Origin of the sequence: Paraburkholderia lebeckiae (assembly GCF_050436225.1) — a bacterium.
Classification (GTDB): Bacteria; Pseudomonadota; Gammaproteobacteria; order Burkholderiales; family Burkholderiaceae; genus Paraburkholderia; species Paraburkholderia tuberum.
This window is the reverse complement of record NZ_JBNDLU010000002.1, coordinates 2,675,653-2,687,208: the sequence shown is the minus strand read 5'-3', so window position 1 is coordinate 2,687,208 and position 11,556 is coordinate 2,675,653. Positions and strand designations below refer to the sequence as shown.

General features: G+C 59.5%; 12 protein-coding genes and 1 pseudogene. 7 read left to right on the top strand and 6 right to left on the bottom strand.

From position 1 onward, the window contains the following. The first annotated feature begins 580 nt into the window (after window positions 1–580). A complete protein-coding gene (locus tag OKW45_RS26950) occupies window positions 581–805 on the top strand; it encodes a dodecin family protein (RefSeq protein ID WP_018419043.1) in 225 nt (74 codons plus the stop codon). 544 nt (window positions 806–1,349) lie between these two features. Here OKW45_RS26950 and phaP read toward each other — a convergent pair. Both phaP and OKW45_RS26940 read right to left on the bottom strand, forming a co-directional pair. Then, on the bottom strand, window positions 1,350–1,877 hold the full coding sequence (phaP, locus tag OKW45_RS26945; RefSeq protein WP_018419044.1) for a TIGR01841 family phasin: 528 nt from the start codon (window positions 1,875–1,877) through the stop codon (window positions 1,350–1,352). Between the two features lie 745 nt (window positions 1,878–2,622). Further along, a complete protein-coding gene (locus OKW45_RS26940; protein ID WP_018419045.1) occupies window positions 2,623–2,826 on the bottom strand; it encodes a cold-shock protein in 204 nt (67 codons plus the stop codon). Window positions 2,827–3,307: 481 nt separating this feature from the next. Here OKW45_RS26940 and OKW45_RS26935 point away from each other — a divergent pair, with 481 nt between their 5' ends. The 3 genes from OKW45_RS26935 (at window position 3,308) to OKW45_RS26925 (ending at window position 5,749) form a co-directional block, all read left to right on the top strand. Then, a complete protein-coding gene (locus OKW45_RS26935) occupies window positions 3,308–3,472 on the top strand; it encodes a DUF2934 domain-containing protein (protein ID WP_018419046.1) in 165 nt (54 codons plus the stop codon). 487 nt (window positions 3,473–3,959) lie between these two features. Further along, on the top strand, window positions 3,960–4,910 hold the full coding sequence (gene ku, locus OKW45_RS26930) for a non-homologous end joining protein Ku (protein ID WP_429472114.1): 951 nt from the start codon (window positions 3,960–3,962) through the stop codon (window positions 4,908–4,910). Next, a complete protein-coding gene (locus OKW45_RS26925; RefSeq protein WP_026225553.1) occupies window positions 4,907–5,749 on the top strand; it encodes a tetratricopeptide repeat protein in 843 nt (280 codons plus the stop codon). Before ku ends, OKW45_RS26925 begins: the two co-directional genes overlap by 4 nt. Window positions 5,750–6,109: 360 nt before the next feature. On the opposite strand, the gene OKW45_RS26920 is transcribed toward OKW45_RS26925, so the two are convergent. Then, window positions 6,110–6,964, bottom strand: coding sequence for a class I SAM-dependent methyltransferase (locus OKW45_RS26920; RefSeq protein WP_429472113.1), 855 nt, complete (start codon window positions 6,962–6,964; stop codon window positions 6,110–6,112). Between OKW45_RS26920 and OKW45_RS26915 the strand changes: the two genes are divergently transcribed. Together OKW45_RS26915 and OKW45_RS26910 are read left to right on the top strand one after the other, a co-directional pair. Then, window positions 6,963–7,562 (top strand): hypothetical protein, encoded by a 600-nt coding sequence (locus OKW45_RS26915; protein ID WP_429472111.1) that lies wholly within the window; start codon window positions 6,963–6,965, stop codon window positions 7,560–7,562. The two genes, OKW45_RS26920 and OKW45_RS26915, sit on opposite strands and share 2 nt — an antisense overlap. 151 nt (window positions 7,563–7,713) lie before the next feature. Next, window positions 7,714–7,982 (top strand): annotated as a pseudogene (locus OKW45_RS26910) (hypothetical protein); the annotation flags it as partial. A 534-nt stretch (window positions 7,983–8,516) separates the two neighbouring features. Here OKW45_RS26910 and OKW45_RS26905 read toward each other — a convergent pair. The 3 genes from OKW45_RS26905 to OKW45_RS26895 form a co-directional block, all read right to left on the bottom strand. Continuing rightward, the gene (locus OKW45_RS26905) at window positions 8,517–9,332 is read right to left on the bottom strand and encodes a class I SAM-dependent methyltransferase (protein WP_018419051.1); all 816 of its coding nucleotides are present in this window, start codon (window positions 9,330–9,332) and stop codon (window positions 8,517–8,519) included. Between the two features lie 446 nt (window positions 9,333–9,778). Then, window positions 9,779–10,432 carry an NrsF family protein gene (locus OKW45_RS26900; RefSeq protein WP_018419052.1) on the bottom strand — a complete coding sequence of 218 codons (654 nt, stop codon included), beginning with the start codon at window positions 10,430–10,432 and terminating at the stop codon, window positions 9,779–9,781. Beyond that, window positions 10,429–11,130 carry a sigma-70 family RNA polymerase sigma factor gene (locus tag OKW45_RS26895; protein ID WP_239499022.1) on the bottom strand — a complete coding sequence of 234 codons (702 nt, stop codon included), beginning with the start codon at window positions 11,128–11,130 and terminating at the stop codon, window positions 10,429–10,431. Before OKW45_RS26895 ends, OKW45_RS26900 begins: the two co-directional genes overlap by 4 nt. Before the next feature lie 92 nt (window positions 11,131–11,222). Here OKW45_RS26895 and OKW45_RS26890 point away from each other — a divergent pair, with 92 nt between their 5' ends. Next, window positions 11,223–11,543: a BufA1 family periplasmic bufferin-type metallophore gene (locus OKW45_RS26890; protein ID WP_018419054.1), complete on the top strand. Its 321-nt coding sequence runs from the start codon at window positions 11,223–11,225 to the stop codon at window positions 11,541–11,543. Window positions 11,544–11,556 lie beyond the last annotated feature (13 nt).

Genomic DNA, 11,556 nt, shown 5'->3' with positions numbered 1-11,556 from the left:
ACCGCGACGGCCGACATTCCGGTGGTCATGCTGTCGGCCGCGCTGCCGCCTGAACCGGAAGAGCCGCTATGAGACGTATTGTCGCTGAAGCCCGCCCCTATAGGCCAGTTGATAAAGGCGATTCATAATCTGCTCGACTGAGCGGAACCGGAAGTACCGGGACGGACGTCCGAACAGTGAACATGCGATATCCCGCTACGGAGCGGTTGCTTCTGTCTGAGCGTCAAGGGCGAACTGCGGAGACGGTGCAGTACCTGTGATGACTGCATCCTGGGCGTCGGCAAAGACACCCTTCACGACGTTCAGAGGACCTTCGAAGTTTCGGGCTCGCTCCGCTTCACGGTAGCTGCATCATCACGGGTGGCACCGCGAGCAGAATCATTCGTGGGCGATTGCGCGAGCATGTGGCGGCGTTTCGGTGTGCAATCGAACATGGCTTCCCCCTTGGAAGTTGGCCCGCCTCCTGGCGGGACTCTGGCAGCGCGTTGCCACTTCAAGCGACGCGTGGTACGCGGGACGGCCTATGATGAAATCATTGAGGTGCGGAAAACGTGCCTCCTAACCCAGAGGAGCGAGAATCATGGCCAAGCAAGATACCGAATCCAGCGTCTACAGCGTCACGGAAATTATCGGCACCAGCCCAACCTCCTGGGAGGATGCGGCGAAAAATGCTGTGGAAATTGCAGCGAACTCGCTGCGTGATTTGCGAGTCGCCGAAGTCTGCAAGCTCGACATGAGGGTCGATAGCGGCAAGGTCGTTGAATACCGGGCGCGAGTCTCTTTGTCGTTCAAGTACGAAGCATGAAACGACGACCCCGTACCTCGGCAGAGAAGAGGCTTCCGATACTGCAAGTTTGCGGCATCGAGCTTGTACGCCAGTTGCGGAGGGTGCGACTCCCAGAGTGCTCACGCTAGCGCTTACGCTCCGGTGGCCGCGATGCACGACGCCTCGGCATGTTGCGCTAGCGCGCCTGCGGGGCCATGCAGTTCAGTCTGGCGGCGTGCCTGCGTGGCAGCGGGCTTCAGTCAGTCCTGCGCCTCCTTGCCGCTGCGAACTGGCAGGACGCGCTCGCCTTCAACGCACATAAATTCGACCACGTTCGTCGCATCGCAGATGGCGTAGTCCTTCCGGGGCCGGCTACTATTGCGCCACGGTCAAACCGCCACTGGCCGATGCGGCAGAAGTATTTACATTAGCGCCTGCAGCGCTACAGCCACTCGCACGTGGCGTTGCAGGGGCGCATGTCCAGCTCACCGAGGTCCATCGATTGCCGTGTCGGGACGAACCGGGAGACGAGCGTCTGCGACTGCTTATGCGGCGCCAATCGCGCAACTCAAGGACCCGGTTGTTACGGCTTCGCGCTGACGGTCTTGCCCGCTTTGTCGATGACTTCGACAGCCTGCCTGGCTGCCGACTGTGCATTCTCGTAGGTCGCATTTCCGGCGTCACGCGCAGCGCCGAAGCCCGTCTTCCACAGCGATACAAATGCTTCACTGCCCGCCGGCGCGTTCCTGAAGAGGTTCTCGAAGAACGCCTGGGATTGCCGAACGTATTCATCAATCTGCTTCCCGCTGGTTGCGAGGATTTCGCTGCCCGCCTCGGACAGGATTTCGTTCACATGCCGCCAGTAGGCCTGAAGCTTCTCGTTCGATGCCTGTGCCTGACGCGATTGCAAGGTGAAGAACGCCTCGGGTGACTTAACCGAAACGGCCTCCGTCGCAACCGCCTGGTTCTCGGCCAAACTGGCCCTGGTGGCTTCGACATTCAGTTGGACCAGCTTTTCAAAGCCTTTGAAACCGCTTTCGAAAAGGCTGTAAAGCGCTGTTGCGCGTGCTTTCTGTGCTGCAACAAACTGCTCCGGGGCCACGGTACTCATGCTAGTCACTCCATTCAGGAAAAGGGCAAAAGGGTGTCGACCGATTGTTAGCAGTCCGAACAAGAACTTGGCTGGGCCATCTGCGCTGACCTTGCAGGGCCCCGACACTCCCACCGTGCCATGGAAGCGGCTACCCGGGCTCTCCGCTGCCTTGTACTGCAACGCACTATTCATTCATGCAGTGCCACAAATTAGCCCTGGCGGCGGACGTCTGTCAACCCGGAAGCCCCACGCACTGGCAGCCCAGGGTGGTTCTAACGGCCTGTCGTCAGTTCAGGCCACGCTTTGCGCTCAGTAGGTACTTTCCCGCAAGACAGCCAATGACGGCGCCAATGGGCCGGCCAGCGGTGCGCGTCGACGAAAATGAAGCCGCCCATCCGGCAACAGCGGGCTGCAACTTCGGAACCGGTGTTCCATGTACCGCAATGCGCAAAAAAAGCCGCAGACATCGCTGCGGCCGAAACACACACGCAACGCATTGGGGCGCTGGCGTGTCAACAATCGTATAGGCCCGGGCCCAAGAAGCAATCGGGTATATCGTCTGGATATTGGCCGCCAGCGCTTTGAGCCTTGTCGTCATGACTTGGCGCATGCTACGCGTAAACCATTGTTGCAAAGGCGCCAGGGAGTCATGGCGGTGACATCTTGCGGTATCTGCTATCGATGCCGGAAGCGGCGATGCTCGTGAAAAGCAGATGGCCCGCATGAGCGGGCCATCCGGTTCAAACCATTCGATGACCCGCGCCTACAGCGGCTGAATGTTCGATGCCTGCTTGCCCTTCGGGCCTTGTTTCACTTCGAAACTCACCTTCTGGTTCTCTTGCAGCGATTTGAAGCCGCTTCCCTGGACTTCAGAGAAATGTGCGAACAGGTCTTCTCCGCCATCATCTGGCGTAATGAATCCGAACCCCTTCGCGTCGTTGAACCACTTGACTGTACCTGTTGCCATTTTGCTGAATCTTCCAAAGAGACGTGTTGTGTTAGACGCCGGTCAGCTGGACGGCTGACTCGAGCCATTCCGGTTTTACCACAGCGGATTGACGGCCGACAACCAGGGGCATCGGCACATGGAGACTTCTGTCGCATTTCGTTGGTCCGCAACATGTCATGCTGACCGCGAACTGAAGGAGCGAAGGTGGCCGCGAGGAGGCCGCTGACTGGCCTGTTGCCGGCCCCGAAGGGAACTCGGCGAAATCTGTTCGGCGGCTGACCCAACCGAGGGACCGTTTCAGTATCAAATAGGCCAGGTGAAGACGTCGCAAAAGCAACATGAGGTCGGCTCTCAACGAAGAGCGTTCGGGCAACCACGGTCCGTGCCAGACTGAGACGGTGAGTCGCCGACGACCAGCGACATCAAGCAGGCGCCTTGCTACCATCGACTAGCCGTAATTAGCCTGCCCGCCCGGGCCACTTTCTTTAAGGAGATTGAGATGGACGTGCCAGTCACTGAAGAACAAATCCGAACACTTGCTTTCTATCTGTGGGAGAAGGACGGCTCTCCCGAAGGACGCGCGGACGAATACTGGGAGAAGGCTCGACAGCAGTTGGGTGCGGACGAGTCACCGGCAGCATCTGAGGGCGACACAGTAGCCTGAGCGGCGCGCGCCAAAGGCAATGCGGGCGCCTGAGCAAGGGCCCTCACGCGCCTGTCTTGGCGATTGACCGGACTGGTCTCAGGTACTCCGACCGTCCGGGTGTCGCTTTGCTCTTCGCCAGTTCGGGTGCTTTCCAGTGAGCCAAAATCGGCGGCGCTAGCAGGTAGCACACCTGGATACCCTGCGAAAACAACTGGCGGTTCGCGCATGACCGAGCGTAAGGCGCGCAACGTCTCGGAGTTGGACTGACTCTGCGAAAGCTTTGGATGAATAGAAAGTTCGGTTCCCGTGCAAACGGCGGCGCTGTGCGACTGAAGGCGGCATCAGCATCGACGGGCATTTCGCTTGCTCCGGCCTCCGGGAACTAGTCTCCCGGTGCTAAGCTTGCGAAAGCCGGGAGGGTATCGGCTAGCCTCCAACAGCTGGCTGGTCCAGCCGTAATCAGAAGCCGCGCGAGTTTCCTGCCGCCGGCTACGAGGAGAAGTCCATGGCAGCGCGCTCAATCGCATCGTTGACCCTTTCATTCGGGCTGGTTTCCATCCCGGTCAAACTGTATTCGGCCACCGAGAGTGCCTCAGGGGTAGGCTTCAATTTCCTGTCGCCAGAAGGCGGGCGGGTGAAGCAGCAGTACGTTTCTGAAGCCACCGGCAAGGTCGTGACACGTGCTGACATGAAGAAAGGGTACGAGTTCGAGAAGGGACAGTTCGTCGTTTTCACGCCTGATGAGCTGAAAGCGCTCGAGGAAGGCGCGACGCATGTCGTGGAAATTGTCTCTTTCGTGCCGGAAAAATCGGTCGACCCGCTGTACTACGACAAGGCGTATTTCATTGCGCCGGACAAACGGGGTGGCAAACCCTACAGTCTGCTGCAGCAGGCGATGCGCCAAAGCGAACGGTGCGCACTCGCCAAATGGTCCTATAAAGGCAAAACCCGCATCGTCCAGATACGGCCCGCTGAAGACGGTATGGTTTTCCAGCAGCTGCTGTTCGCAGATGAGGTGCGCGCATTGAGCGATTTGCATATCGAGCAGGAGCCCGTAACCGCCACGGAACTCAAGCTTGCGCTGCAAATCATCGACCAGGTCTCCGAAGACGCGTACGACCCGTCGGCTTATGAGGACGAGGAGAAAAAGCGGATTCTCGAGGCCATCGACCGGAAAATCGCGGGCAAGCAGATTGTGTCTCCAGAGGAGTCCACGAGTGAGTCGGGCGGCCAGGTAATTGACCTGATGGAAGCGCTTCGGGCGAGTCTCAGCGCCAACAAGGCGAAACGGGACGTACCGGCGAAGACGGCGCCGGCCAGGACAATGGCAACGAAGAAGACCACCGCCGCTGACGTCGAAGTGTTGGCAGCCAAACCAAGGCGCCCTGTCAAACGAGCCACACCGAAAGCCGACATCAAAGAGGCGCAACCGGCAAAGGTTCGAGCACGCAAGTGACCAGACGGAATCAGTCAAACGACTACTCGTTGCGCAGCCTTCAATCGCTGCTGGGGGTCTCGCGTCGGGTGCTTTCCGGGCTGATTGAAGCAGGATTTGTTCACCCTGCACGCGGCCGAAGAAACGAACTTCGGTTCTCTTTCCAGGATGTAGTGGTCCTGCGCACAGCATTTCAGTTGCAATCAGCCAAAGTCTCATCACGGAAGATTCTGAAGGCGCTTGCCAAGCTAAAGGCCGAACTCCCTGACGAGCTTCCACTGTCTGGAATCCGAATCACATCGGTAGGCGAGACCGTGGCTGTCAGGTCAGGACAGGCCCAATGGGACGCGGCCTCGGGCCAGCACCTGCTCGACTTCGAGGTCGCGCCTATTCGAGGCGAGGTCGCGTTCCTCGACTCGACACCGCGAAACCTGGCGAGTCGGGAACAGCAAGCGGAGGAATGGTTTGCACTCGCCGAACAACTGACCGGAACCGATGCTATTGGCGCAGAGCAGGCCTACCGGAAAGTGCTGGAGCTCGCGCCATCGCCGCACTACCACGCATATACCAATCTGGGCGTATTGCTGTGTGAGGCAGAAACGCGTTGCGATGAGGCATTGTCCGTTTTTGAAGGGGCGTTAGAGCACTTCCCGGATGACGCGTTACTGCACTTCAACCGCGCGGTCGTTCTCGAAGAGCTGAAACGCTATGACGCTGCGGCGACAGCCTATGAGCGATGCATAGAACTCGACCCGACGCATGCAGACGCTCACTTTAACCTTGCCCGGCTGAGCGAGATTCGTGGCGACAAACAAGGTCTCGTCCGGCATCTCAGCGCTTATCGTCGGCTCGTCGGCTGAACTGGACTTCGCCGCCAATTCGTGTGTTTCAGAGCACGACGTTCGACCAATCAACCCGTTCATGAGGATGCTGAAACTCGCGGCATGTGCAGGCGACGGCCTGATGCGAGCACGTACAAAGCTGCGTTGCGCATCGTTCTCGTAGAGTCGGTAAAGAAGAACCAAGTGACGTCTCCTAACCGCGTCGTCCGGAAAAACAAAGCGGGCAAGAGGGTCAAGCTCGAATGCGCGTGCGAGCATGCCCGCAAGCTCTAACTCGCAGGACGGGAGATTCGAGCGTTCGATGCTCCGTGTCATTATCGGTGGTGCGAGGCGTCGGGGCTTTTACTCCGAGTATTCAAGCATCCGGCTTGGCAAATTCTAGCCACGGGCCCGTTCAGATAAATCCGCGTCCCCCAAAGTCTTCAGAGCGGAAGCGAGAACGCAGCTCATGGGAAGCCGCAGTTCCCCACCATCGCTGCGATACGCCTCTGCGTCGTGTACGACGGCCCGTTCAATCGACTTCAGGGCGGCCGACGTCTGGGCGTTCAGCAACGCGGCAAACCGTACGCCACCGCGTATGAGGGCATGAGAGGGTGTATCGGGAGCATGAAGCACGAGGGTAAGGTCCAGCTCCCGCACGCCCGGTTGGACGAACCCGGCATCGAGCAACACGCGTGCTGATTCCTGCCAATCGCTGAACCGGAAGAAGGGTGGTCCCGGAGGGACGGGAACATCGGTCGTCCCATGCTTCTCGATGGCCTTCAACACCATGGCGAAGCCCACTGCCTTCTCCGGTGTCGCCCATACCGTGAAGGCGATTCTGCCGTTAGGTTGCAGTACACGAAACGCCTCCGCGAGCGCGCGCTCGGGGTGCGGAAAATGCAACAACAATGCGAAGCTGATGCCCACTGCCGCGAAGCTTTCGTCGGGAAATGGCAAATCCTCCGCGTCGCCGACGCGGAACTCAAGTCCCGGAAAGACACGTCTCGCCTTTTCAACCATCGCAACCGAGAAATCCACGCCGGCGACATCCGCGCCGCACCGCGCGGCGGCAGCGGCGAGGTAGCCAGGGCCGCATGCAACGTCGAGAAAACGCGCGCCTCGCTGAAGGCAGAGCGTCTCGAGCATTGCGTGGTTCGACTGGGTGGTCAAATCACCGAAATACGTATGATAGGCCTGCGCGACCCGCTCCCAACCTTCGTGCTCGAAGGCGCTGAAGTCGAGTTGCCCCATGCTTACCTCGACCGGTCCGACACGTTGGCAAGTTGCTGCGCAGGCTTATGTTCCTCGTAAAGGGTATGTCTGCCTATCGGGAAAACAATCCAGGGTCGGCGACGCAAAGAGCAAACGAATGTGTGGTGCGCCGCACCAACAAGCGTCACCCGAGGCCGCCGAACAGCCGCTTTTGGGCTACGCTTGTTCGTGTTGCGGTCCCGCTGAAACAAATGCCAATGTCAACTTTTGGCACTATAGTTCAAGTAGTTTCCTGCCTCTGGATGCGGTGCGGAAAAATGCGTCATCCCTCGAAGGCGGCCGGTGCGTCACGGCGTTTTCGCCTATCGGGCGACTGGGCCGTAAAAGCGCCGATGCAAGGGTGCAGCGGATGAAAGACACGAAAACGGCGTCACTGCGGTACCAGGTTGAAAAATGGCTTGCTCCCACCGCGCCAGTGCATGTAACCGCGTTTGGGCACAGCCGCTTTGGCAGAGGGCGTTACGTACGTGTGGAAACCTTACAAGTGACGGGTCTTCACGCACTGTTCTTCTTTGAACACGACGACGGCTACTGGAACGTGTTTCCACCCGCTGCTGGCATGGCGAGACGGCCGTAGGGCGCCCAGCTTCGCGCGGCGGGTAGCTTTTCGGCAACAAGTTAGTCCGACGCCCGCACCGTCCCTTTTCCTGGCACTTTGCATCTCAGCGGCAAGTTGCGCAACGCCTCACTTGCGCTTGACTGGCTTGAGCAACTGGAAGAAGACTCGGATGATACGCAAGACGCTCAATGCCTCGCGGCTACAGCAGGAGGTCAATCGGGGAATCCATCGACGCAGAAAATCATGGAGGATGGCGTAAAGATTCGTGTGCCGGGGCCGCAGCTGCATGAAGCTGACAAGACAAGCTGCAACTGGAACATGACTCACTTCGGCAACGCGGTCAGTTTCGAGCGCGACATCGAGCGCGTGCTCAAGGCCACGCGTGTGGAACGCGACCTCAATACCACAGTGAAAGAAATCGGCAACCCATTTGGGGACCGGCCGCGAAAGACATCGATTCCTTGTTGGTATTTGAAGGCGTGGGCGCTGATGGTGCGCTTACCACAGATGGTCTACCTTGCGACGCCGCGTCGCAGATATTCCTCGCTTCGAAACCCGTGCGTTCTACCAGCATCGACATAGTCCGTGTCGCTCAGAAATTTTGGACAACTGGCGAATGGACCTCTGGATTCAACCCTGCGCACGGTGCGCTGACCTATACGGCAAAACGTCGGCCGAGCCTCCTCATCACGACCTCGCGCTCGAGGGCATTGTGCCGCTGCGGGCTAAAAAACGAGAGGAACACTACATCTGTTCGCAGTGTGGGGCGGTGTTCGTTCGCATTCTCGGTGGCACACCTTCGCAGCAGATTTGGATGCTATTGAACGCAGGGCAGCATTGACGCAACTCTTCAACGCGCTGAATCATTCATGGTCGCGCGCGTCATCGGGCCTCTATGCGGGACGTTCAAGCATCAGAGTTGGCAAACTCAAGGCGAGGAAGTACCGACCCGCTTGTATAGACCGGCTGGCCCTAGGCCTTGAGTGCGGAAGCCAAGACGCAGGTCATGGGAATCCGCAGCTCTCCGGCGTCGTTCCGATATGCCTCTGCGTCGTGCGCGACGGCCTGTTCAATCAACGCCAGCGCGGCCGGCGTCTGGGCGTTTAGCATCGCGGCGACTCGAACGCCACCGCGCATGAGTGCGTGAAACGGTGTATCCGGCAAACGAAGCACAAGGGTCAAGTCCACCTCGCGCATATGCGGTTGAACGAACCCCGCATCAAGCAATATGCGCTTCGATTCCTCCAAATCGCTGAGCCGAAAGAAGGGCGGTCCCGGCGGCACGGGCACATCGGTTGTCCCGTGCTTCTCGATTGCATTCAATACCATCGCGAAGCCGACTGCCTTGTCCGGTGTGGCCCAGACCGTAAAGGCGATTCTGCCGCCAGGTTGCAGCACACGAAACGCCTCCGAGAGTGCGCGCTCGGGGTGCGGAAAATGCAGCATGCCGAAACTGATGCCCACTGCGTTGAAGCTTTCATCGGGGAAGGGCAAATCCTCCGCGTCGCCGATGCGAAACTCAAGCCCCGGAAAAACGCGCTTCGCCTTTTCGACCATCGCGAAGGAGAAATCCACGCCAGCGACGTCCGCGCCGCGAAGCTTGGCTGCAGCAGCGAGGTAGCCTGGGCCCGATGCTACATCCAGAAAACGCGAACCTCGCTGAATGCCGAGCGCCTCGAGCATCGCGTGGTTCGACTGAGCAGTCAAATCACCGAAATACTCGTCATAGGCCTGCGCGACCCGCTCCCAGCCTTCGTGCTCAAATGCGCTGAAGTCGACTTGTCCCATGTTTGCCTCCACTCGTTCGGCACCCTGGCGCGTTAGAGGGCCTTCATGTTCCTCGTAAAGGTACTGTCTGTCTATTGAGGGAACAATCCAGACTGACGACTGAAGCGCGAGCAACTATGTGGTGCGGCGCACCAACAACGTCGCCTGTTGGCAGGGCCAATTGATATCAAATTGGGGTTCGCTGTACGACGCATAGCGTCGCTGCGCAAAAGACAGCCCCGGGTGTATTCGACCCTGTTCCGGCGGACTTCCTAGCGCGGGCTAGCTTTGTCATCAGACTGGAACAGCCCTACTACCTCGGCATCCTCAGACGGTGTGCCATCTCCCACCTCGAACATGCCCCGCGCAACGCCAATGCGCTGTATCCAGGTAACGGGCAACCCGCATGGGAGCGCATCGCCGGCCCGAGGAAACGCCTTCTGGAGCTTTGACGGCTCACAGGCGCATTAGCCCCGCGTCAGCCAGACAAGAATCCGCTGGCCGTACCGACCGCTCACCGAAAGAAAGAGCGCAGCCACCCCGAGATTCCACAACAGTATCATCGCCGTCGCATCGAGCGGATGAAGCATTGAAAGCGCGACCGCAGTCATTGCGGCGACCGCGAGACTACCTGCCATCGTCACCGGGCCTGGGGAGAGGCGAGCTATGTAGCGCAGCATGATGAGCATCACCAGGGAGAGCGGTACGCTGACCAGCACCAGTGTTGCGAAGCATCGGGCCGTTTCTCCCAACGACATACCGTCCGGCCCAATGGAGACCCAGCTGGTCAGGCAGCCATAGCCAATCGTCGCCACCCAGACGAACGAGGCCGGTACTGGCAACAGAAGCCAGCGACGTGACAGACCCGGCACGCTGGCGATAAATGCCCCCAATGCGGCAAGAACTCCCGTCGTCAGCGCTGCGGCTACTCCTATTGCAAAGAGAGGCTGATGGAGTTTGAACGCCAGGTCCGCACGCACCCCATGCGCGATACCGACGAGAACAATCACCATTCCCGCAAACAGCAGCCAGCATGCGGCTCTCGCCGCGGGCGGGCGCAGACGCCGGACCGGCGTTGCGTCCGCAACCAGCACGTCAATCAGTTCGGGGGTCCGCGTCATGATTTGCTACCTCGCGGCAGGAACAGTCCACGCAGCCGTTTCATTGCCCGGTGAGTGGCAACCTTCAACGCTGCAACCGAAGTTCCGCTCGCAGCCGCAGCCTCCTGAAGAGACATTTCCTCGAGCTTCAGCATTCGCATGGCATCACGCTGTCCGACCGGCAACTGTTCAATCGCTTCCCTGACGAGGCGGTCGTTCATTGCCTCTTCCTGTAAGTTCGCTGCAGCACCAGAAAAAAAGGTTTCTAGGTCAGTTTCCACCTGGGTTTCATGTGACCCGATGCGACCGCGCCGCCGCAGTCCATCGACAATGCGCCGGTTGGCGATGGCGACCAGCCATGGCCCGAACGGGCGGGCCGGGTCGTATGTGTTGCGCGCGGCGTGCACGGTGAGCAGCACGTCCTGAACCGTGTCCTCTATGTCCGCGCCATTGCGGATGTGGCGTGCTGCGAGCGCACGAAGATAGGGAGTGATGTCCTGGAGCAGCTGACGATAGGCCTCCCTGTCACCCGCCTGTGCTCTCGCCATCGCAGTGGACCAGTCCAGCGTGCCGTCAGAACGGTTGGCCAGCGGCCCGGTCTGTCGGCACGGCGCAGCTGACTTCCGGTCCTCTCTCTCGGAACCTGGAACGGGACTGGGCGAGTGTGAATGCCGGCGCATCCCGAAATTTTGCGGTTCAGGGGACAGTTTGTCATCCAAAAAAAGTTTTCCTGAGACGTAACCTTTCGCGGTGGCCGGCCGAACTTCTCTACACGGCCGATGCCGGGCCGCAACCCTCAGGAGGATGCGTGATGAACAGACATGTGATGGCCGCTTCGACCCTGTCGTCGGCAATCGGCCTAGCGCTTGCCCTACAGGCACTGCCGGCCCAGGCCCAGGAAATGAAGGACATGAGCAAGATGCCCCAGGTCGTCAAGGACAACATGGCCCGGATGGAGCAGAACAAACTCGAGAAGTGTTACGGCGTCAACGCCGTGTCGAAGAACGACTGCGCGGAGGGCGCCCACTCCTGCGCCGGCCAGGCCACCCAGGCACGCGACGCTAGGTCATTCGTTCTGCTCCCCGCGGGAGATTGCGGCAAAATCCAGGGCGGCAAGCTGAAGCCGGCCTAAGCAAAGGAGCAGT

Bases quoted from the DNA above. Each gene is read 5' to 3' on its own strand.
- OKW45_RS26950 (WP_018419043.1), top strand. From the start codon at position 581: ATGGCCAAGCAAGATACCGAATCCAGCGTCTACAGCGTCACGGAAATT.
- phaP (WP_018419044.1), bottom strand. From the start codon at position 1,877: ATGAGTACCGTGGCCCCGGAGCAGTTTGTTGCAGCACAGAAAGCACGC.
- OKW45_RS26940 (WP_018419045.1), bottom strand. From the start codon at position 2,826: ATGGCAACAGGTACAGTCAAGTGGTTCAACGACGCGAAGGGGTTCGGA.
- OKW45_RS26935 (WP_018419046.1), top strand. From the start codon at position 3,308: ATGGACGTGCCAGTCACTGAAGAACAAATCCGAACACTTGCTTTCTAT.
- ku (WP_429472114.1), top strand. From the start codon at position 3,960: ATGGCAGCGCGCTCAATCGCATCGTTGACCCTTTCATTCGGGCTGGTT.
- OKW45_RS26915 (WP_429472111.1), top strand. From the start codon at position 6,963: ATGCTTACCTCGACCGGTCCGACACGTTGGCAAGTTGCTGCGCAGGCT.
- OKW45_RS26920 (WP_429472113.1), bottom strand. From the start codon at position 6,964: ATGGGGCAACTCGACTTCAGCGCCTTCGAGCACGAAGGTTGGGAGCGG.
- OKW45_RS26905 (WP_018419051.1), bottom strand. From the start codon at position 9,332: ATGGGACAAGTCGACTTCAGCGCATTTGAGCACGAAGGCTGGGAGCGG.
- OKW45_RS26900 (WP_018419052.1), bottom strand. From the start codon at position 10,432: ATGACGCGGACCCCCGAACTGATTGACGTGCTGGTTGCGGACGCAACG.
- OKW45_RS26890 (WP_018419054.1), top strand. From the start codon at position 11,223: ATGAACAGACATGTGATGGCCGCTTCGACCCTGTCGTCGGCAATCGGC.